This is a genomic window from Mesobacillus selenatarsenatis SF-1 (genome assembly GCF_000813125.1).
GTDB lineage: Bacteria > Bacillota > Bacilli > Bacillales > Cytobacillaceae > Mesobacillus > Mesobacillus selenatarsenatis.
This window is the reverse complement of record NZ_BASE01000004.1, coordinates 44,692-68,614: the sequence shown is the minus strand read 5'-3', so window position 1 is coordinate 68,614 and position 23,923 is coordinate 44,692. Positions and strand designations below refer to the sequence as shown.

The 23,923-nt window shown below is 40.9% G+C and carries 23 protein-coding genes; 19 read left to right on the top strand and 4 right to left on the bottom strand.

What is annotated here, in order from left to right; translation table 11 throughout:
• Nucleotides 1–31 precede the first annotated feature (31 nt).
• Complete coding sequence (gene tuaB / locus TY49_RS00640; protein ID WP_041963993.1) at nucleotides 32–1,498, top strand: teichuronic acid biosynthesis protein TuaB; 1,467 nt, start codon at nucleotides 32–34, stop codon at nucleotides 1,496–1,498.
• Nucleotides 1,499–1,542: 44 nt separating this feature from the next.
• Here the strand turns inward: tuaB and TY49_RS00635 are convergent, their stop codons facing one another.
• From TY49_RS00635 to TY49_RS00620, 4 genes are all read right to left on the bottom strand, one after another.
• Nucleotides 1,543–2,622 carry a glycosyltransferase family 4 protein gene (locus TY49_RS00635; protein ID WP_232310333.1) on the bottom strand — a complete coding sequence of 360 codons (1,080 nt, stop codon included), beginning with the start codon at nucleotides 2,620–2,622 and terminating at the stop codon, nucleotides 1,543–1,545.
• A gap of 58 nt (nucleotides 2,623–2,680) precedes the next feature.
• Nucleotides 2,681–3,841 (bottom strand): glycosyltransferase, encoded by a 1,161-nt coding sequence (locus TY49_RS00630; protein WP_052442019.1) that lies wholly within the window; start codon nucleotides 3,839–3,841, stop codon nucleotides 2,681–2,683.
• 23 nt (nucleotides 3,842–3,864) lie between these two features.
• Nucleotides 3,865–4,833, bottom strand: coding sequence for an LCP family protein (locus TY49_RS00625; RefSeq protein WP_041963965.1), 969 nt, complete (start codon nucleotides 4,831–4,833; stop codon nucleotides 3,865–3,867).
• Between the two features lie 89 nt (nucleotides 4,834–4,922).
• Nucleotides 4,923–5,561 (bottom strand): YigZ family protein, encoded by a 639-nt coding sequence (locus tag TY49_RS00620; protein ID WP_041963964.1) that lies wholly within the window; start codon nucleotides 5,559–5,561, stop codon nucleotides 4,923–4,925.
• A gap of 406 nt (nucleotides 5,562–5,967) precedes the next feature.
• Between TY49_RS00620 and TY49_RS00615 the strand changes: the two genes are divergently transcribed.
• The 18 genes from TY49_RS00615 to fliD all read left to right on the top strand — a co-directional run bounded on the left by TY49_RS00615 (nucleotide 5,968) and on the right by fliD (nucleotide 23,916).
• Complete coding sequence (locus TY49_RS00615; RefSeq protein ID WP_041963963.1) at nucleotides 5,968–7,110, top strand: sensor histidine kinase; 1,143 nt, start codon at nucleotides 5,968–5,970, stop codon at nucleotides 7,108–7,110.
• A 58-nt stretch (nucleotides 7,111–7,168) separates the two neighbouring features.
• Nucleotides 7,169–7,852 carry a response regulator gene (locus tag TY49_RS00610; protein ID WP_041963962.1) on the top strand — a complete coding sequence of 228 codons (684 nt, stop codon included), beginning with the start codon at nucleotides 7,169–7,171 and terminating at the stop codon, nucleotides 7,850–7,852.
• Nucleotides 7,853–8,008: 156 nt separating this feature from the next.
• Nucleotides 8,009–8,170 carry a sporulation histidine kinase inhibitor Sda gene (gene sda / locus TY49_RS25530; protein ID WP_084135330.1) on the top strand — a complete coding sequence of 54 codons (162 nt, stop codon included), beginning with the start codon at nucleotides 8,009–8,011 and terminating at the stop codon, nucleotides 8,168–8,170.
• 552 nt (nucleotides 8,171–8,722) lie between these two features.
• On the top strand, nucleotides 8,723–9,562 hold the full coding sequence (locus TY49_RS00600) for a DegV family protein (protein ID WP_041963960.1): 840 nt from the start codon (nucleotides 8,723–8,725) through the stop codon (nucleotides 9,560–9,562).
• Between the two features lie 505 nt (nucleotides 9,563–10,067).
• Nucleotides 10,068–11,483 (top strand): ATP-dependent helicase ComFA, encoded by a 1,416-nt coding sequence (locus TY49_RS00595; RefSeq protein WP_041963991.1) that lies wholly within the window; start codon nucleotides 10,068–10,070, stop codon nucleotides 11,481–11,483.
• 182 nt (nucleotides 11,484–11,665) lie between these two features.
• Entirely contained in the window at nucleotides 11,666–12,187 is a 522-nt protein-coding gene (locus tag TY49_RS00590) for a ComF family protein (protein ID WP_369388997.1), read from the top strand.
• A gap of 28 nt (nucleotides 12,188–12,215) precedes the next feature.
• Nucleotides 12,216–12,620, top strand: coding sequence for a TIGR03826 family flagellar region protein (locus TY49_RS00585; protein WP_041963958.1), 405 nt, complete (start codon nucleotides 12,216–12,218; stop codon nucleotides 12,618–12,620).
• A gap of 78 nt (nucleotides 12,621–12,698) precedes the next feature.
• Nucleotides 12,699–12,968 (top strand): flagellar biosynthesis anti-sigma factor FlgM, encoded by a 270-nt coding sequence (gene flgM, locus TY49_RS00580; RefSeq protein ID WP_041963957.1) that lies wholly within the window; start codon nucleotides 12,699–12,701, stop codon nucleotides 12,966–12,968.
• Between the two features lie 56 nt (nucleotides 12,969–13,024).
• The gene (locus TY49_RS00575; protein ID WP_041963956.1) at nucleotides 13,025–13,495 is read left to right on the top strand and encodes a flagellar protein FlgN; all 471 of its coding nucleotides are present in this window, start codon (nucleotides 13,025–13,027) and stop codon (nucleotides 13,493–13,495) included.
• An 18-nt stretch (nucleotides 13,496–13,513) separates the two neighbouring features.
• A complete protein-coding gene (flgK, locus tag TY49_RS00570) occupies nucleotides 13,514–15,067 on the top strand; it encodes a flagellar hook-associated protein FlgK (RefSeq protein ID WP_041963955.1) in 1,554 nt (517 codons plus the stop codon).
• Nucleotides 15,068–15,077: 10 nt separating this feature from the next.
• On the top strand, nucleotides 15,078–15,968 hold the full coding sequence (flgL, locus tag TY49_RS00565) for a flagellar hook-associated protein FlgL (RefSeq protein ID WP_041963954.1): 891 nt from the start codon (nucleotides 15,078–15,080) through the stop codon (nucleotides 15,966–15,968).
• A 44-nt stretch (nucleotides 15,969–16,012) separates the two neighbouring features.
• Nucleotides 16,013–16,603, top strand: a complete 591-nt coding sequence (locus TY49_RS00560; RefSeq protein WP_041963953.1) for a DUF6470 family protein — start codon at nucleotides 16,013–16,015, stop codon at nucleotides 16,601–16,603.
• Nucleotides 16,604–16,618: 15 nt separating this feature from the next.
• Nucleotides 16,619–17,059 (top strand): flagellar assembly protein FliW, encoded by a 441-nt coding sequence (fliW, locus tag TY49_RS00555; RefSeq protein WP_041963952.1) that lies wholly within the window; start codon nucleotides 16,619–16,621, stop codon nucleotides 17,057–17,059.
• 6 nt (nucleotides 17,060–17,065) lie between these two features.
• On the top strand, nucleotides 17,066–17,281 hold the full coding sequence (csrA, locus tag TY49_RS00550) for a carbon storage regulator CsrA (protein WP_041963951.1): 216 nt from the start codon (nucleotides 17,066–17,068) through the stop codon (nucleotides 17,279–17,281).
• Between the two features lie 152 nt (nucleotides 17,282–17,433).
• Complete coding sequence (locus TY49_RS00545; protein WP_041963950.1) at nucleotides 17,434–18,651, top strand: flagellin N-terminal helical domain-containing protein; 1,218 nt, start codon at nucleotides 17,434–17,436, stop codon at nucleotides 18,649–18,651.
• Between the two features lie 562 nt (nucleotides 18,652–19,213).
• Entirely contained in the window at nucleotides 19,214–21,193 is a 1,980-nt protein-coding gene (locus tag TY49_RS23700; RefSeq protein ID WP_052442018.1) for a flagellin family protein, read from the top strand.
• 245 nt (nucleotides 21,194–21,438) lie between these two features.
• A complete protein-coding gene (gene flaG / locus TY49_RS00535) occupies nucleotides 21,439–21,804 on the top strand; it encodes a flagellar protein FlaG (protein ID WP_041963949.1) in 366 nt (121 codons plus the stop codon).
• 12 nt (nucleotides 21,805–21,816) lie between these two features.
• Nucleotides 21,817–23,916, top strand: coding sequence for a flagellar filament capping protein FliD (gene fliD, locus TY49_RS00530; RefSeq protein ID WP_041963948.1), 2,100 nt, complete (start codon nucleotides 21,817–21,819; stop codon nucleotides 23,914–23,916).
• Nucleotides 23,917–23,923: the final 7 nt, after the last annotated feature.

Below are 23,923 nucleotides of genomic sequence, written 5' to 3'. Positions count from 1 at the left end.
GTTAATTTCATATTGGACGGTGTAAATGACAATGAATAATGTAACAAAACTCTTTTTGGGTGGCATGAAATGGACTGGTCTATCTACGATCGTGGTTACAGTCGTCCAATTAATGCAATTTGCCTTGCTTGCGAGACTATTATCTAAAGAAGACTTTGGTTTGATGGGTATGATCATGGTCGTTATTGTTTTTTCGCAGGTTTTTACAGATATGGGGATCAGCAGCGCCATAGTCCATCGCCAGGATTTGAATAAAAAACACCTGTCCAGTCTTTACTGGCTGAATATATTGGCGGGAATAGCAGTCTTTGCAATATTACTGCTCATAATCCCTTATATTGCTGATTTTTATAATGAGCCCAAACTAAAAGATCTTTTATTTTATATAGCTTTTATCTTTTTGATCACGCCATTAGGACAGCAATTTCAATTTTTGATGCAAAAGGAACTTAAGTTTAACAGTCTAGCCAAAATTGAAATTGTATCGGTTTTACTTGGCAGTACTTCTGCCGTTCTCCTGGCGGTTCTTGACTATGGAGTTTGGTCATTGGTTTGGGGACAAATCATTACTAACTCGGTAAAGTCATTGCTTCTGATGATGTATGGTTGGAGAACATGGAGACCAGCTCTCAGGTTTAAAACAGAGGATTTAAAGGGATATATCAGCTTTGGTGCGTACCAAATGGGGTCACGCTCAGTTAACTATTTTGCTTCTAATATCGATTACATCCTTATCGGGAGATTTTTAGGGACAGAAGCACTTGGTATATATAGCTTGGCCTACCAGCTTATTGTCATACCAGTGACCAAAATTAATCCTGTTATTACAAAAGTAGCTTTCCCGGTCTTCTCATTAAACCAGAAAAATGACGAGGTCATAAATCAGGGTTTCATTCAAATGACCAAAATGCTGTCATTTGTGACTTTCCCAATATTAATCGGATTAATTGCCGTTTCTGATATTCTTGTCCCAGTGGTGTTTGGAGCTAAGTGGGTTGATGCTGTTCCAGTTATTCAAATTTTAGCCGTATTAGGCTTACTAAGAGTTCTGATGAATCCTAATGGGTCGGTATTGTTGGCAAAAGGAAGAGCTGACCTTGGTTTTATGTGGGACTTGGGTGTAGCGATCATTAATGGCCTTGCCATCTACATGGTCGTCAACCAGGGCGTATTAGCGGTAGCAATCGCTTATGTAGCGGTGAGTTTCATTAATTTCGTATTGGGCAGAAAACTCCTCCATTATGTAACGAAGCTAAAAGCAGGGGATTATTTCCGCTCACTGAAGGTACCTTCAATTATCTCCATTTTGATGGCCGTAATTGTTTACCTGCTGTTGTTATTATCAATTCAAATTGGACTGCAGCCGAGTTGGATACTACTGATTGCTTTAGTCCTGATAGGGGTCCTTTCTTACGTATTCCTGGCAGCACAATTTGATAAAAATCTTTTCAACAAAGTGTTGAGTATGGTATTAAAACGGAAAGCTGGAAAGGCATAAAAAAATAGAACCCTGTATCTGATTAAGGATACAGGGTTCTATTTTTATTTATAGCTTTGGTTCATATTAGCTCGCATTTTCTTAAAAGCATTTAACAGTGGCTTATGGCTTCCGATTAGCCCAACCAGTTCCGCTATCACCTGTATAAGGATTAAAACCACTGTAATGACAGCAATCGATCCCCATAAGGTTGATCTTGTGAAAATAATCGCTGCGAGTCCGAAAAAGGCGCTAATTGCATATATTGTTAAAACAGTTTCCCGATGTGAAAATCCCATTGTTATCAAGCGATGGTGAAGATGGGATTTATCAGGTGCTGAAATCTTTTGCTTATTGAGTATTCGTCTGATAATCGCGAACAGCGTATCGAAAATTGGGACTGCAAGGATGATGATTGGAACGACCAAGCTAAAGATCGTAACGCTTTTATATAGCCCCATTAATGAAATAATCGAGATACAATAACCAAGGAACAATGCACCTGTGTCACCCATGAAAATCTTTGCTGGATGGAAGTTGAAGAACATAAAGCCAATAGTACTTCCAATCAGAATGACAGTAAGGGAAACAACTATAAAGTGACCATTTAAGGCTGCCAGTGACATGATTGATGTCATAGCTATAACTGAAACGCCAGAAGCGAGTCCATCAAGGCCATCGATCAAATTGATTGCATTTGTAATCGCCACAATCCAGAAGACGCCAATGACATAACTGAATGGACCAAGGTAAATCCTTTCTTCCATGAATGGAAGAGTAATGAAATCGATATTAAAGTCAAATGCGACTACAATTGATGCAGCAACGATCTGGCCTAAAAATTTTACTTTTGCAGATAATGTATATTTATCGTCAAAAATACCAATAATTATTATCACTGCGCCTCCGAGGAGAACGGGCCAAAGCAGGGGAATCAATTTATTAAGATAAAGCAGTCCAGCTGTTGCGCCAATTAAAATTGATAAACCACCAATCCGGGGCATCAATTCTGTATGGACTTTCCTGTAATCAGGTTTATCTACAAAGCCAAATTTCTTGGCAAATTTAATTGTAAATGGTGTTATTGCAATTGAAACAACAAGAGAAAGGACAAATGCAATAATATAATCAATTATTGTATACATAAATTCACCTCAAGACATGCATCTGTTGTTAGGATATCAAATCAATAGAAAAAAGCAATCAATTTTTTGTCGTATCTTGTTTTATTACTGATCTGTAGATATCCTCTAATTTGTGTGTCTGCCTTTCAATATCAAAGTTTTTTCTTGCATGGTCTAAAGCATTAAGTGACATTTTTTCGATGAGGGCCGGGTTCTGTAATAAAGTTAATAAAGAATCAGCAAGTCCTTTAACGTCTCGTTGGTTAACTAAAAGGCCTGTTTCGTTATTGATCACTGCTTCCGGAATCCCGCCGGTTTTAAAGCTTACAACTGGGAGTCCCATTGCATGTGCCTCTACAAAAACCATCCCTAAACCTTCTGAAGCGCCAGTATCAATTTCGACACTAGGTACTGAAAAAATCTTTGCACGATTCATTAGACGTATTACTTCTTCATAAGGTTTCACACCAAAAAAAGTTATTTTTGTGGAAATGGCTCTTGCCTTTTCTTCAAGTTGCTTTTTTTCTGGGCCATCGCCTACAATCCACAACTCTGTTTCAGGGGAGTGGGCTGAAATCTTTTTGAATGCCTCTAATAAAAATTCGCAGCCTTTATTTTCAATTAGCCTGCCTACAAACAATACAGCATTTTCTCGTTTAACGCTTTGAGAAATTTGGAGTTTTTGCAAATCTACTCCGATATAATGCGTAAAAATTCTCTCTTCGGGAAAACCTTTATCTATAAGTTTTTTTCTAATAAATGATGATACAGCAACAAAGGAAGCATTCGGATCATTTTTCAGCATGTGCTGATTCTTCGCATACTGCCTTATATTATAAGACTGTTTTAAAAGGTATTCGTCTTTAACTGTTACGTCATAACCATGGAAGGTAACCAATAACGGTTTGTTATGGCGCTTTGCATAAGGCTGGGCAATTAAGCCATCTGGTCCGAAATGCGCATGAATCAAATCCGGATTGACATCCCTGATAAAACGGTTGAATTTTGGATTTGTTCCAAGCTTTTTCCATAGTATTTCGTCAGGATTGTTTCTGGAAGATATTTTTTGACTGTAGAGACATGTTTTCTCCTCAGGGAGGTCAATGCCTCCTTGTACTTTTTTATATCCTAAAAAATAGGGGTTGAAACTTTGCAGAGACAAAGCTTGATTTATGACAAATGTTTCAGATCTTGGCAATAACGAATCACGATAAATAATAATATTATTTGGGTCCTTCAAAATTTTGACCCCCTTTAGTTGTACTAATTAGTATGGTTAAGATGGCCTTGAAGTTGCTCTTTAATATTTTCCAACTCGATTTCATCTAGTTCGAAATAATAAACGTTATCATAGTAGGCGTCTGTTCCTTTTAAGGCCAATTTTTCAATGTTAGATGTATCGAACCCAATAAAGGCTTTTTGAACACCTAATGCTTCAGAAATCTTCAAGTTCGTTTCAATGTTATTGCCAACATGTTGGGCAATATCATCCAAACTTAGAAGGTTCTTCACAGAAACCATTTCCTTTACAGATGCTTCAATGATTTCTTTCTGCCTGTCGTTTCTTCCAAAGTCGCCTCTTGGATCCTGTTTTCTCATTCTTGCATATGCAAGAGCTTCATCACCGTTAAGGTGCATTGGGCCTTCATAGAAATAAAGCTTTTTACCGCCTACGTCACTTTTTTCCCAAAAATCAAACGGAACATTAACATCTACTCCGCCAATTTCGTCAATAATTTGTTTGAAACCTTTGAAATTAACCGTCGCATAATAGTCAATAGGTATATTTAACAGCGTTTCAACCGTTTCGATTGTAGATTCTTTTCCACCATAGTTATAGGAGTGATTGATTTTATCATTTGATCCCTTGTTTGGAACCATTACTAATGAATCCCTTGGAATGCTCAATAGTTTAATAGATTTAGTTCTGGGATTAATAGTTGCTACAATTAATGAATCTGCACGACCGCCTTTTCCTCCGCTGGAATAAGTCTCAATTCCCATCAACAGGACGGAAAAGGGATCTTCCATTACAGTGATTTCTTTGGCCCTGAGTTTTGATTTACTGCCACGCTCGAGCTGGTTAAAGGATGAAGAGGCTGCATCATAAGCCTTATAAGCAACAAATCCGAAATATGATCCAATTATGATTAACATGCTAATAAACATTAGGACGATCTTCTTTAATATACTTCGTTTCTTTTTTCTCTTTTTTAGGGTAGAGCGATCCATACTCTTGTTTCCTCCCAGATTATAAGTAAATGCTCAATAAGCAATTATATCGCCTTAATGAAAATAGAGCAATTCCATTTTAAGTAACTTTAGGATGTATATTCAGATTCAAGATATAAATTGTTGCCGGAATGGAAGGAAGCCTGTCCATTCGTTAAGTCCACCATCCACTGCGTAAAGTCATCTGTCTTAGCTTCATCCACATACGTTTCAATTTTTACATTATCAAGATAATGAATGTCTTTAATCTGATATTCTGAAGATCTTAATTCACTTTCGATTTTTCCCAGCCAGTTGTAATCTATGGTCGTATGGATTATTTTCATTAGTTTACGTTCGACTATGCCCGTTGCTTTTAAGCCCTCTGTGGTTGCCTTACCGTATGCCCTGATGAGACCGCCGGCCCCCAGTTTAATTCCCCCGAAGTATCGAGTGATGACTACGACAGTATCCTTGAGGTGCTTTTTCTTTAAAACCTCTAGGATCGGAACACCTGCTGTGCCACCCGGTTCACCATCGTCATTTGCTTTTTGGATTTGGTCTTGCTCTCCTATGATATATGCTGAACAATTATGATTGGCATTCCAATGTTTCTTTTTTATTGTTTGAATGAAGTCCTGAGCTTCTCCCTCAGTTTCAGCTCTCTGTACATATGCAATGAAACGTGACCTTTGGATCTCGATTTCATGTTCGCCGTATCCTTTGACTGTATAGTAACTCGGTAACAATTCTGACTCTCCTCTCGGACGAAAAATTTCCCAACCCTATTTATGGATTCTTCGACATCGTTCTTATGTTCGACATTCGTACTTAGTGCTACAATTCATTATAAGTTGACGGCAATCGGGGAACAATGATGTCTCATGATTGTAATATAACTTTAATACTGTAAATAGCTTTGGATGTTATAATGATTAGTGGTCTGACAGGTAAAAAATATGTTGGAAAAATGTTTTTATTTTAAAAAAGGAGTTTATCTCCTAAAATTATAGGATATTAGGCTTAGAATAGGAAATGCCTTCTAAGACTTTGTATCGATTTTTAGCAAAATTGGCATCATTTTCTTGTTGAAATTAGTAACGAGATAGTTTTCAAGTTAAAATATTTCTAGTGCCGCCCGTGGGGGAATTTTACATGGCGATAAAAAAATTCGACACAAAAGCCCTCGATCTAATTTTAGAAAAAATGATCGAAACCGTTGGAAACAGCAAAGACGAAATCTTCCGAATAGGTGAGCAATGCCGAACGGACTATGAGTCTATCACCGATGAATTAAAAGATATTAAGAGGAAGGTCGCTCAAATCATCAATGATGGCGACAAACTGGATTCCCAGGTAAGGGCAGCCAGGGTGCGGCTTTCCGAGGTAAGCAAGCACTTTAAGGATTATTCTGAAGCCCAAGTTCGCGAGGCTTACGAAGTGGCTCATAAGCTCCAGATGGATCTGACACTGAACAGGCAGACAGAAAAGCAGCTGCGTGAAAAGCGTGATGACCTTGAGCGAAGGCTTGTAGGCTTAAATGAAACAATTGAACGCGCCGAACATCTTGTTTCGCAAATTTCAGTAGTGATGAACTATATGATGAGCGATATCCGGCAAATGGGTGAAGCGCTTGAGACTGCGAAGCAAAAGCAGGATTTCGGGCTGAAAATTATCGAAGCTCAGGAAGATGAGCGAAAAAGGCTGTCCCGTGAAATTCACGATGGCCCAGCCCAGATGATGGCGAACGTCATGATGCGCTCTGATTTAATTGAAAGGGTCTATAAGGAACGAGGAGCTGCCGAAGCGATCAGTGAAATCAAGAGCATGAAAAAGATGGTCCGATCAGCTCTATATGAGGTCCGAAGAATCATATATGATTTGAGGCCAATGGCTCTTGACGATCTCGGTCTGGTCCCTACCCTCAAAAAGTACTTGCAGACAATCGAAGAGTATCATAGGACTACTAGAATTCAGTTTACTAATATCGGAGAGGATAAAAGGCTGCCATCCAACTATGAAGTTGCCTTGTTCCGGATCATCCAGGAGTCGGTACAAAATGCGCTGAAGCATGCAGACGCCTTGACGGTTCAAGTCAAGCTGGAAATCAAGAGGGACAACATCATGGCTGTCATAAAGGATGATGGCAAAGGCTTTGATATTAATGAAAGCAAACCAGAATCATTTGGACTGCTTGGAATTAGGGAAAGAGTCGAGCTGCTGGAAGGTGAACTGACGATTCATTCAAAAATTGGCACGGGAACGTTGGTCATCATCCAAATTCCAATGAATTTATAGAAAATATAAAAAATAGATAGATAAAAAAGAGATAGAAGCCGTAAGGGAGGCGAATGTTATGACAACAAAGATTGTCATTATTGACGACCATCAACTTTTCAGAGAAGGGGTAAAACGGATCCTTGATTTTGAATCAACATTCGAAGTGGTTGCAGAAGGAGACGACGGCAGTGAAGCCATCTCTCTAGTAGATCAGCATCAGCCAGACGTCGTAATAATGGATATCAATATGCCTAACACGAATGGTGTGGAAGCAACAGCTGAATTGATCGAAAAGTATCCTGAATCAAAAGTCATTATCCTATCCATCCACGACGATGAAAACTATGTCACGCACGCTCTTAAAACAGGAGCAACAGGCTATCTATTAAAAGAAATGGATGCCGATGCACTGGTTGAAGCTGTTAAAGTCGTGGCAGACGGCGGATCATACTTACATCCTCGAGTAACGCACAATTTGGTAAAAGAATACCGTCGATTATCAGCGGATGAAGGCGGATCAGATAAGTACATATCACCGGTTGAAATTCGCCGTCCGCTTCATCTGCTCACACGCCGTGAATGCGAAGTCCTCCAGCTCCTTGCAGATGGCAAGAGCAACAGAGGAATTGGCGAGGCGCTGTTCATTAGTGAGAAGACAGTTAAAAACCACGTAAGCAACATCCTGCAAAAAATGAATGTAAACGATCGTACCCAGGCAGTAGTCGTAGCGATCAAGAATGGCTGGGTAGAGGTAAGATAATCTTTAGAAACCACATTTGTCGAATCGACAGATGTGGTTTTTTGTCGATAACTGTATGAATATGTTGGAAAAATACGATAGAAAATCCCCTAGACATTTACAAAAACTTAATAATATTCGATATAATTAGGGAAACGAAAAGTAAATGCAGAAGGGGTGGTCACAATTTCATTACTATGGGAACTCTCAGATGAAAAATTAATCGAAGCATACCAACAGGCTACTCTAATGAATTTAGATGAAACCTTTATTGAAATGCTAATAGAAGAGATAGCTACCAGAGGGCTAGAGAGTAGAATCCATTCACATGTATCTTAAGTTTGTAACGCTGTGCAATCGATTGCCAGCGTTTTTTTATTTATTCGGTTTTGGTATGAAGGGCTTGGTCGGTAAAGAGTCGCATAGGGAAGTTCTATGTGACCGAATTGAAGTGTGGATTTTAAAAAGGGGCATAGGAAGATTCTATAAGCCTGAAATAGGCTGTAGATCCTTAAAAGGGCAAATAGGACAGTTCTATAAGCCCAAAATGAGGAGTGGATCCTTAAAAGGTCCTATAGGAAAGTTCTATAAACCCAAAATTGAGTTGTGGATTCTAAAAGGTCACATAGAAAAAATTATATAAGCCCAAATGAGGTGTTGAATCCAAAAAGGTCACATAGAAAGATTCTATAAGCCCAAAATGAGGAGTGGATCCTTAAAAGGTCATATAGAAACGAAATTAGGAATGGAATCCATCCTATCGAATTAGTTCCCGCTTTTCCAAAACTCTTTATTAAAATAGTTTTCCTGAAAGAATGCATTTTGCAGGAAGTTCATATAAAATGGGATTGTACAAACTGTAGAGAAAAACATAAGGATGGTAATATAACAATGAAAACGGCAGTTATCACGGATAGCACTGCGTACATCCCGAAGGAATTGCGGGAGAAATGGAATATCCACATGATTCCGTTAAGCGTGATTTTCGATCATGAGACATATAGAGAAGAAATAGATATCAGCGCTGAAGAGTTTTATGAAGAAGTGAAGCAGCGAGAGCTTCCGACAACGTCGATGCCTCCGATTGGCGAGTTCATCGAGCTTTTTGAAAAATTGGCCAAGGATTACGATGCAGTCATTAGCATCCATCTGTCCAGCGGAATCAGCGGCACCTACCAGGGTGCGGTGAGCGCTGGGGAAATGGTTGACGGTATAAAGGTGTATCCATTTGATTCTGAGATCAGCGCAATGGTTCAGGGGTTCTATGCTCTTGAAGCTGCAGAGCTGGCAGAGCAAGGTGTTGAACCTGAGAAAATCATCGAGCGCTTGAATGAAGTGAAGAAATCCATCCGTGCTTACTTTATGGTGGATGATTTAAGCCATCTTCAGCGCGGCGGTCGGTTGTCCAGTGCCCAGGCGCTGATTGGAAGCCTGTTGCAGGTGAAGCCTTTGCTTCATTTTGAGGACAAGAAAATTGTTCCTTATGAAAAGGTCCGTACACGAAAAAAGGCGATGAACCGTGTCGTCGAATTGCTAGCGGAAGATGCGAACAGCGGCGGCGAGTACCGGGCAGTCGTCATCCATGCCAATCGTGAAGCAGAAGCACTTGAATGGAAAAGCGAGCTAGAAGCTCAGTTTCCGAATGTTGAATTCATGCTAAGCTACTTCGGTCCGGTCATTGGAACCCATCTCGGAGAGGGTTCGATGGGGATGGGCTGGTACAAAAAGTAATTTACGGAAAAGTTCTTACAACAATGATGAAGCGCCAGATCCGTAGGGGGAGTTGGCGCTTTTTTTAGTGTCTAGCTCCAGCGCCTAGCCCCTCGAGTCGCTTCGGTTCGCCCAATGAAGTCAAAGAACGACTTCACAGGTCGGCCCTCTAAGGCACAGGACGTGTAAACCCGCCAGCCACACGATGTGGCGTTCTAGGCGGACATCGCTTGTCGGGGCTGACCAAGGCGCTTGCGCTTTTCTAATTATCCACATAAATATAGTAGTTATCAACAAAACCATCCACTTATTAACAGGTATTTAACACCACACTCCCGTTTATCCACAGTAATAACCGCTTACATCAACTCGAACAACCACTTACCAACAAATTAACCCACATTGTACACAGAAAACTCTTATTATCCACAGAGAAATCCACAAAAGGTTGTGATTAACTTTGTTAAAAGAAGAAAATTTAATCCCCACCTCAAATAATTCTGTTGATGAATGTGCATTCAGCAACATGAAGGCTCCTCAGTTTCCTTCGTTATCCACAGAACGAGCTTTCCGATACAATTTTGAACTGCAAAAAATGCTGACTGGTAAACAGCTGCTGCTTGAAGAATTGCCTTTTTCGATGGAGGAAATACAGAAACATCATGACCATGGATATTTTCTTTATCGAAAGGGTATCAATCGAGATCGATTGTCCTGCACAAGATGCGGCACGACAGATCCTGCGAGGTTTGCGGAGTTTCCCTGTTCGCGTTGTGGAAAAGTTGAGATGTATTGCCGGAAATGCTTGATGATGGGAAGAATGAGTGAGTGCACGCTGCTTGTCAGCTGGGCGGGACCGCAGCCGGAGTTCAATAGAAGTGTGGAACCTCTTCAATGGGATGGTCAATTATCAGCAGGACAGAAAATTGCTTCCCGACGAGTTGCCGAAGCTGTGGAAAACTCATCGGAGCTCCTGGTCTGGGCAGTTGCCGGCGCTGGTAAGACGGAAGTATTATTTGCAGGGATTGCCCAGGCTCTATCCACAGGCAAGCGGGTGTGCGTGGGAACACCCAGGACGGATGTGGTGTTGGAGCTGGCTCCTCGTTTTGAAAAAGTGTTTCCGGGTATTAAAATTGCCGCTCTGTATGGAGGCAGTGAAGACCGACATGAATATGCCCAACTCACAATTGCGACAACGCACCAGCTGCTCCGCTTTTACAGGGCGTTCGATGTCATGATCGTCGATGAAGTTGATGCCTTTCCTTACTCCATTGATGAAACTCTTCAATATGCAGTCAAGCAATCCAGAAAACTGAAATCCTCCCTAATTTACTTAACAGCAACCCCAAACAAACAATGGCAAAAAGAATGCCGGTTAGGAAAAAGGGACTTCGTTACGATTCCTGCCCGATACCATCGACGCCCATTGCCTGTCCCGAGTTTTAAATGGGCAGGCAACTGGGAAAAGAAGCTCAATAAAGGGAGGCTACCTGTCCCTCTTATAAAATGGATTGAACAAAGATTAGCCAGCGGCAAACAGGCATTGATTTTTGCCCCGAAGATCTCCGCCATGGGAAAAATCCTCACTATCCTTCGTCAGTTGAATCCTCTCATTGAATCAATCCATGCTGAAGATCCAGACAGAAAAGATAAAGTAATGAAATTCCGAAATAAAAATATCCCCATCTTGCTCACCACCACTATTCTTGAGCGCGGTGTTACCATCCCCGATATCGATGTGGCTGTCATCGGCTCAGAGGACCGGATTTTTACCGAAAGCGCTCTTGTTCAGATTGCCGGCCGTGCAGGAAGAAGTGCGGAATACCCGACAGGTGACGTGACATTTTTTCATTATGGTAAAACAGAAGCAATGCTCAGTGCCCGCGGCCAAATTATGATAATGAACAAAGAAGGGATCGAGAAGGGGCTGATTGATATATGAAAGGGTGTCATTGTCTGATATGCCATGCGGAGATTGAATCTGCTTTATCATGGAGAACTCTTTTTGGGAAAGAAGAAGCGCCAAAGATATGTGGAGAATGTAAGGAGAACTTTGCGTCGATTACAGGGGAGGTTTGCGAAATATGTGGAAGGCCATTTGTCTTTTTGGAAACGGAGTATCGAGTGGAGAATCTATGCTTAGACTGCAAGCGATGGGAGGAGGACGAGCACTGGAGCGGGAGCCTCGACCAAAACCGCGCAGTGTATCGTTATACCGATTTTGCAAAAGACGTAATGGCGAAATTTAAGTTCCGCGGAGATTATGTACTTGCCGAGATTTTTGCAGAAGATCTCTGTCAGGCTTTGCAATCTTTCCAATATGATTATATTGTCCCCATTCCGCTCAGTGATGAACGACTCTATGAAAGAGGTTTCAACCAGGCAGAAGCCCTCATCACCACTGCCGGCTTCAAACCAACCCACCTCCTCTCCAGAGTCCACACCGAAAAACAGTCAAAAAAATCACGCTCAGAGAGAATCCATCTAAAGCAGGTGTTCAAATTGGAAACAGAGCTAAATCTTAACAGTAAAACAATTTTACTTATTGACGATATATATACTACAGGCTCAACGCTGAGGCATGCGGCCAAATTACTAAAAGAAAACGGAGCGGCGAAAGTGTATTCATTCACTTTGGCGCGCTAGATGAGATATTATTGAAGGAGGAAGGACATTGGACCTTCAAAATTGCCCAAAATGCGATTCACTTTATGTGAAAAATAAATTCCGTGATGTATGTGAAAAATGCTGGAAAGAAGAAGAGACAGCATATGATACAGTGGCTAAGTATATGAGGAAACGGGAAAACAGAGCAGCGACCGTAATACAAGTTGTAGAAGCGACCGGTGTACCAGAAGATCTGATATTGAAATTCATCAGGGCAGGCCGGTTTCAGCTGACTCAATTCCCTAATTTCGGTTATCCTTGTGATAAGTGTGGTGCGGTGATTCGTGAGGGCAGGCTCTGTGCGTCGTGCGCAGGGGAACTTATGGCTGACTTGCGTACCGTCCAGAAAGAGGAGAAGCGTAAGAAGGAAGTGGCAGAGCAACATGCGACTTTTTACACACATCGAGAATAGGTGAAAAGAATTATTAAAAATTGGCTGATGATTGCCGATACTAATAGTAGAAATCGTTCTGAAAGTGAGGTTTAGACGATGAAAATCAACAATAATATAGGCCCATCAGGGATCAATCCATATAAACGCCAGATGAACAAACTAGATGCAGCAGCGAACACGCAAAATAAAAAGGCGGATAAAGTGGAGATTTCTTCGACTGCAAAAGAAATGCAGCAGCTTTCCCAAGTATCCGTTCAGCGCCAGCAAAAGGTTGAAGAGCTGAAGCTTCAGGTTGAAAACGGTACGTATAAATTGAATGCTAAAGAAACAGCGAAAAGCATCATTAATTTTTATCATAATAAATAGGGTGAATACTCGTCTACCTGGCGAGTGTTTCTTTATGCCTAGAAGGAGGGCAGTCCATGTCTGCTGAATCACTTGTTGTCATTATGAATAAAATGCTCAAATTGCATAAAAGCCTCTACGAACTGACCGTGAAGAAAACGGATGTCGTGAAAAAAGGAGACACAGCTGCCCTCGACCGGCTTTTAAAGGATGAACAGGCGCATGTAGCTGCGATCAATAAGCTGGAGCAAGAGCGGCTGGCGGTATCTAAAGGTATTTCCCCTGATGCGTCTTTACAGGAAATAGCAGAGGCAAATCCTTCGGAAAAAGAAGAGCTTTTACAAATCAAGGAAGGTTTGATGGGAGTTATTTCAGAAATAAAGGCACGAAATGAACTGAATCAGCAATTAATCCATCAATCACTCCAATTTATCAATTTTTCCAAAAGTCTTGTGATGCCGCAGGAGAAGGAATTCAATTACGGACCGCCTGCCGGCAAGAAAGCAAAGCCTGGTCAATCGCCGGGTATGTTCAACTCAAAAGCATAATATTTGGAGGAACGAAAAATGCGTTCAACCTTTATGGGATTAGAAACAGCGCGCCGCGGAATGTTCACACAGCAGAGCGCTTTACATACAACCGGACACAATATTTCAAATGCCAACACACCTGGCTATACTCGTCAGCGCATTAACTTTGAGCAGACTGAACCATATCCAAACGCATCACTTAACCGCCCGCAGATTCCTGGGCAGGTTGGTACGGGTGTAAAGGCTGGATCGATTCAGCGTGTGAGAGAGAGCTTTCTGGATGTTCAATACCGTGGTGAGAACAATAAGCTCGGATATTGGGAGACAAGGGCAGAGTCATACCTGAAGCTTGAGGAAGTCCTAAATGAGCCTTCCGATTCTGGTTTGGCGAAAACAATGGATCAATTCTGGCAGTCTTTACAGGATTTAGCGGTGAACCCGACAAACTCTGGGGCCCGTTCCGTAGTAAGGCAGCGTGGAATTGCGGTATCGGAGACATTTAACTATCTGCATAATTCACTTTCTTCCATTCAAAGCGATTTGAAGAATGAAATAACCGTTACCGAAAAGTCTATTAACTCGATTCTTGATCAAATTAGTAAAATCAATGGTCAAATAGCTGATGTAGAACCACACAGTTACTTGCCCAATGATCTATATGATGAACGAGACCGTTTGATTGATCAGTTGTCATCAATGGTCAACATCAGAGTCGATTACACAAGCTCAGGAAAAGGCTCTCTTGATATCGCTGAAGGACAGGCTGTCGTCAAGATGGTTAGCGACAGCGGGAAAGAGCTCGGAATCCTGGTCAGCGGCGACCGCTACAATGAAGTGAAAGTTAACTTTGATGGTGTTGATGAAACTGTAAAGACGTTATCGATTGGAAGTTCGGAATTTGATTACAATACAGTGAATTCTACTGGGAAGCTTAAGGCATTAGTAGATTCCTATGGATTTGAAAAAGCGGGTAAAGCAACCGGAGTTTATCCGGATATGCTGACGAAGCTTGATGATCTGGCGTATACGTTTGCTACTGAATTTAATAAGCAGCACGCATTGGGCGTAAGTCCAAATGAAATAGACGGAAATCCGCCTGCTGACCGGAACTTCTTTTCTGACGATAGAAGTGATATCGGAACCAGCCAAAAAGGATTTGCTGGCAGAATTGCTTTGGCAGATGGAATAGAGCAGAGTCTTGATAATATTGCAACAGCCAGCGGCCAGGCGGCTTCCGCAACTAAGGGAGATTCGGGCAATGTTTTGGCGCTGGCCAATATCTTTAATCAAAACTTTGATTACCGTAAAGGCGATAAACCAGAGCTAGCTAATTTCAGCAATTACTATGAAAGTGTAATCGGCGGGATGGCAGTCCAATCACAGGAAGCTGAGCGATTGACCCAAAACAGTAGTTCTCTGAGGGAATCTGTAGATGGTCGCCGTAAATCAGTCAGCTCTGTTTCGCTAGATGAAGAAATGACAAATATGATCCAGTTCCAGCATGCCTATAACGCATCAGCCAGAATGATCACTCTCCAGGACGAAATGCTTGATAAAATCATTAACGGCATGGGAACCGTAGGAAGATAGGTGAAATGAAATGCGCGTAACACAATCAATGCTTTCTTCTAATTCACTTAGGAACTTAAGTGAAAGCTATAAGAAAATGGGACAGTATCAGGACCAGTTGGCGACGGGGAAAAAGATCACCAAGCCATCAGATGATCCTGTCGTTGCGATGAAGGGAATGTTTTACCGTTCCAATTTAACTGAAGTCGAGCAATATAAGCGCAACCTTTCCGAACTTTATTTGTGGATGGAGAATTCCGAGGCTGGAATCGAGCATGCCAATAATGGCTTACAGCGGGTTCGTGAGTTAGTGGTCCAAGGGAAAAATGGTACGATGAGTCCTACTGATAGAGAAGCAGTGGCACGTGAGATTGAACAGATTAAAAATGACTTAGTGCAGGTGGCGAACACCCAGGTTTCAGGAAGGTATATCTTCCATGGAACAGATACGGATAATCCACCTGTACCGACGGGAAACCCTCCTACTGTAGCGGCAAACCTTGCAGACCCGGCAATTAATACCTATAAAGTGGAAATCTCACGCGGAGTAACATTGCGGGCAAACGTTAACCCTGCTAACCTATTTAATCAGGAATTTTTCAATACAGTCCAAGAAATCCAAACAGCTTTGGAGAATGACACTCCCTCTGATTTAGATGGTCTATTAGGCCAACTGGATGACGTGATGGACAATCTTTCCGCAGAACGTTCAGAGCTCGGCGCTCGTTACAATCGACTAGAAATGATTGACAATCGGATTGCTCAACAGGAAGTAATGGCAAACCGAGTCTTATCTGATAACGAGGACGCCGATATCGAAAGAGTCATTACCGACATGAAAACCCAAGAAAGCGTGCACCGCGCAGCACTGGGAGTTGGCGCCCGCATTCTTCAGCCAACACTTTTAGACTTTTTAAGATAAGCTATTCTCCTAGGGAATAGCTTTTTTTACTAGGAGGGAAGATTATGCAGTTTCCGCAGATTCGTCTAGAGTCAACACCGGGGCAAATTTCAATAAATGCTATTAAATCAAATATGGAGATCGAGCAGCCAAAAGCTGAGTTAAGCATCGAGCAGCCAAAAGCAGACTTGGATATCAACAAGACTCCATCCAGGCTTACGATTGAACAGACAAAAGCACGGGAAGATATGGACTTGAAACATATCTCGCGCCGGATAGAAGAAGCTGCACAACAGGGATATCAGGACTGGCTTGCAGGGCTCGCCCGTGTTTCTCAGGATGGCGATGAAGTGATGATGATTGAAAATGGCGGCCACCCAATCGCTGATCAGGCAAAACGAAACAGCGAGTCGCCAATGCTCGAATTCAATATTGGCTGGATACCTTCAGCTGGCGGGGTGAAGATTGACTATGCCCCGGCGAAGGTTGATATAAATTGGAAGGTTAATATGCCAATTATTGAAAGCAATGTAAATAACCCTGTAATAAACTACACACCTGGAAAAGCAGAAGTATCTTTGAAACAGCACCCTTCGTTAAAAATAGATTTTGAAAATTTAAGACATGTCGGAATTAATTATGAACAATCTATATAAAGGACTGATTACAGAATGAAAATAGCCACGAAATATCATGGAGAAGTAGATATTAATCCTAATGAAATTTTAACCTTTGAAAAAGGGATACCAGGTTTTCTGGATGAAAAAGAATTTATACTACTTCCTTTATCAGATGACAATACATTTAACGTTCTGCAGTCACTTTCAGCATCGGAGCTGGCATTTATCATATCTAATCCATTCAACTTTTTTAGAGAATATGATTTCAAATTGGAAGATTCAGTGGTTAACGAACTTGATTTGGATTCAGAAAAAGATGTGCTAGTTTATTCGATCCTTACTGTGCAGGATCCATTCGAAAAAACAACAGCCAATCTGCAGGCTCCAGTCATTATAAATTCGAAAAATCGCAAAGCAAAACAAGTTATTCTCCATAATGAGGAATTCAGTACGAAACACCCAATCTTTGAAAAAACAGAAACGAAGGGGTGATCAGAGATGCTAGTACTATCCAGAAAAAACGGTGAAAGCATAAAAATCGGAGATGATATTGAAATCACAATCATTTCTTCAAAAAACGATCAAGTTAAAATTGGCATCAAAGCACCGAAAAACATAGAAGTCTTCAGAAAAGAAATCCTTGAGCAAATCCAAAGTGAAAACGAACAAGCATCTAAAGACATTTCTTCAATGATTGAATTTATGAAAAAATAAACAAATTTTTTTCAGCAACTATTAAACTATTCCCGTCGAGAGACGATAAAACTATTGTAAGAGAAAATAAGGGCGGCCGACCTTATCACTCAAACAAATAAAACCATTGTTCACAAGGATGTGAACAACAAATTCAAGGAGGAAAAATAGTAATGAGAATTAATCACAATATTGCAGCGCTTAACACGCACCGTCAGTTGAACAGTGCAACTAATGCACAATCAAAATCAATGGAAAAATTATCTTCTGGTCTTCGTATTAACCGTGCTGGTGATGATGCTGCTGGTTTAGCAATCTCAGAAAAAATGCGTGGGCAAATTCGTGGACTAGACCAGGCTGGAAAAAATGCTCAAGACTCAATTTCAATGATTCAGACTGCAGAAGGTGCATTAAACGAAACTCACGATATTCTTCAACGTATGCGTGAACTAGCTGTTCAAGCTGGTAACGATACAAACACAGATACAGACCGTGGTGAAATCCAAAAGGAGATTAACCAATTAACTTCGGAAATTAACCGTATCGGTAACACTACAGAGTTTAATAATCAAAAATTATTGAATGCATCTGCTGGATCTGTTACAAATGCTACCCCATCTGCTGCAGTGCCATCTCAGGCTACTGCATCTCAAACAGCGGGAACTAGCGGTAATGTTACATTTACAGATGCGACTACCTTTACAGGTACTACTGGAACATGGACTCTTTCTACGGCTGACGGTACAGCATTTACCCTTGATAAAGGTGATGGTAATGGTCCACAAGCTATAACATTTACTACTGGAAAGAGTACGGTAGATGGCTTAGAACTAAACCTACCTGCAACTCCAGCAGCAAATGATAGTTGGGAAATTAATGTAACAGCGGGGGTTGCGGCAGGAGCAACTACAGAACCAGCAAAATCATCTTTCTCTACTCAAATAGGTGCAAATGAAAACCAAACTATGACTCTAGAATTTACTGACATGAGATCTTCAGCTCTTGGTATTACGGGGACTGCTAACACATCAGGTTTTACTACTGCTGATACAGTTACAGACGGAACAAACAATCTTGCTAATGAAGCTGCCTTAGATGTATCAACAGCTGCAAATGCTGGTAATGCTGTTACTGCAATTCAAAGTGCGATTGATAAAGTTTCAGCTGAGCGTTCTAAACTAGGTGCAAACCAAAACCGCCTAGAGCACACAATCAACAACTTAAACACTTCTTCTGAAAACCTAACAGCTGCTGAATCACGTATCCGCGACGTTGACATGGCGAAAGAAATGATGACTCAAACTAAGAATTCTATCCTTTCTCAAGCAGCACAAGCAATGTTGGCTCAATCTAATCAGATGCCTCAAGGGGTTTTGCAACTTTTGAGATAATGATTTAAGGGCGTCTTATCTGGTAACGGGTAAGAATATAACTGGGTGAATTGCTGGAACTTCCTAAAGCCTCATCAACCACAACGTAACTGGAAACGGTCAGCGTGAGGGTCTGAAAATGATGGGGATGTAACAATGGATAATCAGCAGCCAAGCTCCTGTAAGGAAACTTTGGAGAAGGTTCAACGACTAGAGAACACGGTCTAAGGCAAAGCTATGACTATGAATCTCGTAGGGCAGCAAATGCTGTTCGAAGTGCCCAGCTCCATGAAAACATGGATGAAGATATAGTCTATTCTGTAATCGAAAGATGCAGTCGCAAAGCAAGCGAACCAACAACCACAAGGAGTTCTTCAACTTCTTCGTTAATTTATATTCATTAAAGAGACCCTAATTCAATTTGGGTCTCTTTTTTTCTTTATAATTAATGCGCACTAAAATGTTTGTTATTTTTTTAAAAGTACCATTTAATCCGCTCGCTTTTTGAAAGCAATTTACCGTCTAAACATCATCCAATATTTACCGATATAATAACTGGAAAATAATTATAGTCGGTGATTTTATGAGAATCAGAAATAATATTCCAGCCTTGAGGGCTTCAAATCAAATTGGTAAGAACGAATCCTTATTAGCTAAGGCTCATAGTAAATTATCTTCAGGATTAAGGATCAATCAAGCTGCTGATGATGCAGCTGGATTGGCAATTTCTGAGAAGATGAGAGCGCAAATCCGTGGGTTAGAAACTGCTCAAAGGAACGTGCAGGATGCTGTTAATTTGGTTCAGACGGCTGAAACAGCTCTTGGACAAATATCAAATGAAAGTTTGCTAAGACTCAGGGAACTGGCTGTCCGGGCGGCGAATGATACAATGACTGAAGCTGACCGCCAGCATATTCAGGATGAAGTCGAACAGATAAAGCGAGGAATCGATAATATAGCAAATAGTACGATTTTTAATGAAGTAGAACTATTAAATCAGCCTATTTCAGAAGCATCAACTACCCAACGAGTAATTGAAATGGGAAGCTATGCCCAAGTTATCGCTCCGAATTCAATGCCAGTAGGATTTACGATTAAAAGTGGAGTTAATGACCAATTGTCTTTTCATATTAATGATACCTTAAAGGAAATCACTATAACTTCAGGCATATACAATGATCTTCCATCCTTCATTGAAGAACTTAACCGCCAAATGAAAAATGAGGATATTCCCTTATCGGCTTCACTGGAAAATAACACAAAAAAGTTGATGTTCACAAGCCCGATAGGGGAGTATGAAATCAAAGATATTAGTGGGAGTGCCGAGGGGTACTTGCTACCACTAAGTACTGCAAATCGAACGAGCGGTATTTCAATGAATGGTTTGCCGGTTTTGAGTCCTGAAGTGACCATCACTGAAGGCGTAAATGATACTCTGACCTTTGATATTGATTCGGTTACATACTCTATTACAATCGCAGCAGGCACCTACACAGTCTATAATGCTTCCGCTTCACATCTCAATGAGAATTCTCCATTATTAGAGGAAATAAATCAGAAGTTGATTGCTGCTAATGCTCCAGTTTCAGCGCGTTTCATTTACTATGTAAATGGAGATACACCATTTAATAATGGGGCGGGTTTATATTTCACAGCACTGGAAAACAACGATGAATCAGCTTTTTTGGAAAACGGCAGTCACAGTTTCGGCAACTTTGGGGGGGATGCTAAAACTACGCTTTTTGATAAGGTCATGGATAGTTCGGGATGGGGTTATCAGGATGCTGCGGGCTATACCAGGTCCGGTACAGTTGTTACGTACCCTTCAACGGTCCGTGGAGAAGCAGACCTTTCGGATGGAGTAACAATTGTATCCGGACAAAATGATATTCTGAGTTTTGACATAAATGGTGTGAATAATTCAATTACGATCAGTCAAGGCTCTTACGACTCTAATTCCCTGATAGAAGAGTTAAATCACCAGTTTACAAGTGACTCCATAGAGATGCAGGCGAGCCTCAACGCTTTCAATAAATTAGTATTGAGTAAGACTAATCCCTTTGATGACGATGTTATTAGGAATATTACAGGAACAGCCAAAGGAGACTTGTTTTTTGAATCGATCAAAGGTAAATCCCCGGTGACTGAGACAGTCAATCATCCTGCACAGGGCATACTATCCATTCAAAATGGAGCTAACAGTAAGGATGGTTTTGATATTTACTTATCAGATGTAAGGACATCTGCCTTAGGTATAGAAAATATTAGCGTCATGACCGGGGAGTATTCAGGCCACGCAATTGAATTGATAGACAAAGCGATGGATAAAGTGCTGGGTGAGCAGAGCAAAATGGGGTCATATCAAAATCGTCTTGAGCATTCATATAATAGTCTATTGTCTTCTAGCGAAAACCTTGTAGCAGCAGAATCGCGAATCAGAGACGCAGATTTAGCAAAGGAAGTTGTGAAAAAGGTTAAATTTTCTATGCTTTCAGAGGCGACACAAGCTATGTTGGCACAATTCAACCAAAATTCTAGCGGGATCTTACATTTAATTAAATAGAGGGTTTTTTCCTATTCTAGAATGAAGCATTCAAACAGGAAACGATAACTTTATAAAGAGAGAAAAAACAGATCGAGGGGCAACTTTGGTTGCCCCTTGTTTAATCTGACTTCATAAATATCCTCCTTTATTAAAAGAAAAGATTATATCAATTTCAAATGTTGAAACTGATATTAAACTAAACAAACTTTTTAATAATCCGATATAAATACTAAAAGAATATAAAAATTCAGGAGGAACTCGTGATGATTGAACGTATATCATCCACACCCATTTCCTCACAACCCAGAACCACTGAAATAGGTGGAATTACAATCGAGAATACGGAAATAGAAGTAAATAGGCAGGCAGAAACAAATGAAGAAAAAACAGAGTTGATAAACTTCCCAAAAGAAAAAGTGAAAGAAATTGTTGATGGTATGAACAAGTTTATGGAAGCCTCTCCCACAGCGTTAAAATTCGAATTCCATGAAAAGTTGAATGAATATTATGTGAAAATCATTGATGAAAGAACGAAGGAAGTTGTGAGAGAAATCCCACCGAAGAAAATGCTCGATTTTTATGCGGCAATGACTGAATTTATTGGACTGATGGTGGATAAAAAGATTTGAAGGTGATTAGATATGTCTAATATGCGGATAGGTGGTTTGGCGAGCGGCATGGACATCGACCAGATTGTGGGCGACTTGATGAAGGCTGAGCGTATGCCGCTTGATAAATTGAAACAACAGAAACAGGTGCTTGAATGGCAACGAGATGATTACCGTTCAATGAACAGCCTGTTGTTGAACTTTCGAACAGAATTGACGAACATGAAGCTGACGACACAGTACCGGGCACGTTCAGTTACTTCAACGAATTCTGAACTAGTGACAGCGACTGCTAGCAGTGCAGCATCACAATCTTCTTATACAATAAAAAATGTAAGCCAATTGGCTTCGGCAGCTACAAAAGTCAGCGCCGGTTCTATAGCTGTAACAGGGCAGAAAGTTGATCCGTCCAAAGCTTTATTAAGCCAACAAGGAAACTTAGCAGGAGGAGCCGGCTACCCATGGGAGAATGGTAGTATAGGTAATAAGACATTCATTGCTGATGGTGTCCTCGATAAATTTACGATTACAAAACACGCTGATGAACTTGTAGACTTAACAAAAATTTCAGACATGACTGTTAAGGTAAATGGCAAGGCTTATAGCATAGTGGCAGGGGATACAACGACTACTCCAGCCTCTGCTGACCAAGTTATTATTGATAAAAATGGAAATCTTAAATTCAGCGGTCCTGTTGCCAAGGATGCAAAAATAGAATTCAATTATGTTCTTGATAAAAAGGTGGAAGAGAAGACTTTAAGTGCAGATACTTCGGAATGGCAGCTTGGAGCTACTTTCATTAATAACACAAATTTTTCGTTAGGTATTACCAAAACGGATGGTACTACTACGAACTATACGCTATCAGGTACGGCGGATGGTGATGGGTTCATTGCTCTCGTTGATAGCGGAGCCACCCGGATTGGGAGAGTGAATCTTGAAACAGGAAAAGTAATTTTCGATACTGCTCAAACATCTGGGGTCACGGTTAAAGCTTCATATCAGCAAAAATATACTTCCATGGATTTGTCTACTGAAACTTCGACAGGACAAAAGACGGAAAAGTTCCTGATTTCTGGCAGTGATACTTTAAATCAAGTCATGAATAAAGTTAATAGTTCAAATGTGGGCGTTACAATGTTTTTTGATAGCTATTCCGGGAATGTTTCTCTGACTAGATCTGAAACAGGGAATTTCAGTAAAGGGAACCTGGATAATTCAGATACTGCCGACCAAATCAAAGCGACTGGTTTCTTTGCTACTGATTTATTAAAGCTTTCGAGTGCAGCTACTTATGGATCGAATGCAATGTTTAACATTAACGGAATGAATACAAGCAGAAGTTCAAATGCTTTTGAAATGAACGGGGTCACATTTACCCTTAAACAAACTTTTACGGATCCTGCTGTATCAGCATCTCTATCTATTAGTAATGATACAAATAAGGTTTTCGATAACATCAAAGCATTCGTCGAAAAGTACAATGAGCTTATTGATAAAATACAGAAAAAATCATCTGAGGAGTATTACCGCAGCTACAAGCCGCTGACGGATGAACAGCGGGAAACTCTTTCTGAAAAACAGCAAGAGCAGTGGGAAGAAAAGGCAAAAAGCGGGCTGCTGAAAAGAGATCCAATCCTTACTGGCGTCCTTGGCGGCATGCGCAGCAATTTTTATGCGCCGGTCAGAAATGCTGCTGTTGATCCGCTAATGAACCAGTTGGCTAGTATCGGCATTAAGACGACTGCGAACTATCTTGAAGGCGGTAAGCTTGAAATTAATGAAGCCGCGTTGAAAAAGGCGATTGAAAACAACCCTGAATCCGTAGAGAATCTTTTCCGGGGTACTGGGACAACAAGTGATGAGCAGGGGATTGTACATCGTTTATATGATACAGTCAATGGAGCGATGGATAAGTTGAAAGCTCGCGCGGGAAATACCTTCTCCACGACTAAACAATTCACGCTCGGCCGTCAGTTAGATAATGTTGATAGCCAAATCAACCGCTTCGAATCACGCTTGACTCAAGTTGAAGATCGCTACTGGCGTCAGTTTACAGCAATGGAAAAGGCTATTCAAAAAGCAAATAGCCAGTCGGCATACTTAATGCAGCAATTTAGCGGTGGATATTAAAATGCCC

Excerpts from the sequence above, each read along its gene's own strand:
- tuaB (WP_041963993.1), top strand. The coding sequence starts at position 32 with ATGAATAATGTAACAAAACTCTTTTTGGGTGGCATGAAATGGACTGGT.
- TY49_RS00635 (WP_232310333.1), bottom strand. The coding sequence starts at position 2,622 with ATGTATACAATAATTGATTATATTATTGCATTTGTCCTTTCTCTTGTT.
- TY49_RS00625 (WP_041963965.1), bottom strand. The coding sequence starts at position 4,833 with ATGGATCGCTCTACCCTAAAAAAGAGAAAAAAGAAACGAAGTATATTA.
- TY49_RS00615 (WP_041963963.1), top strand. The coding sequence starts at position 5,968 with ATGGCGATAAAAAAATTCGACACAAAAGCCCTCGATCTAATTTTAGAA.
- TY49_RS00610 (WP_041963962.1), top strand. The coding sequence starts at position 7,169 with ATGACAACAAAGATTGTCATTATTGACGACCATCAACTTTTCAGAGAA.
- TY49_RS00600 (WP_041963960.1), top strand. The coding sequence starts at position 8,723 with ATGAAAACGGCAGTTATCACGGATAGCACTGCGTACATCCCGAAGGAA.
- TY49_RS00595 (WP_041963991.1), top strand. The coding sequence starts at position 10,068 with ATGAAGGCTCCTCAGTTTCCTTCGTTATCCACAGAACGAGCTTTCCGA.
- flgM (WP_041963957.1), top strand. The coding sequence starts at position 12,699 with ATGAAAATCAACAATAATATAGGCCCATCAGGGATCAATCCATATAAA.
- TY49_RS00575 (WP_041963956.1), top strand. The coding sequence starts at position 13,025 with ATGTCTGCTGAATCACTTGTTGTCATTATGAATAAAATGCTCAAATTG.
- flgK (WP_041963955.1), top strand. The coding sequence starts at position 13,514 with ATGCGTTCAACCTTTATGGGATTAGAAACAGCGCGCCGCGGAATGTTC.
- flgL (WP_041963954.1), top strand. The coding sequence starts at position 15,078 with ATGCGCGTAACACAATCAATGCTTTCTTCTAATTCACTTAGGAACTTA.
- TY49_RS00560 (WP_041963953.1), top strand. The coding sequence starts at position 16,013 with ATGCAGTTTCCGCAGATTCGTCTAGAGTCAACACCGGGGCAAATTTCA.
- fliW (WP_041963952.1), top strand. The coding sequence starts at position 16,619 with ATGAAAATAGCCACGAAATATCATGGAGAAGTAGATATTAATCCTAAT.
- csrA (WP_041963951.1), top strand. The coding sequence starts at position 17,066 with ATGCTAGTACTATCCAGAAAAAACGGTGAAAGCATAAAAATCGGAGAT.
- TY49_RS00545 (WP_041963950.1), top strand. The coding sequence starts at position 17,434 with ATGAGAATTAATCACAATATTGCAGCGCTTAACACGCACCGTCAGTTG.
- TY49_RS23700 (WP_052442018.1), top strand. The coding sequence starts at position 19,214 with ATGAGAATCAGAAATAATATTCCAGCCTTGAGGGCTTCAAATCAAATT.
- flaG (WP_041963949.1), top strand. The coding sequence starts at position 21,439 with ATGATTGAACGTATATCATCCACACCCATTTCCTCACAACCCAGAACC.
- fliD (WP_041963948.1), top strand. The coding sequence starts at position 21,817 with ATGTCTAATATGCGGATAGGTGGTTTGGCGAGCGGCATGGACATCGAC.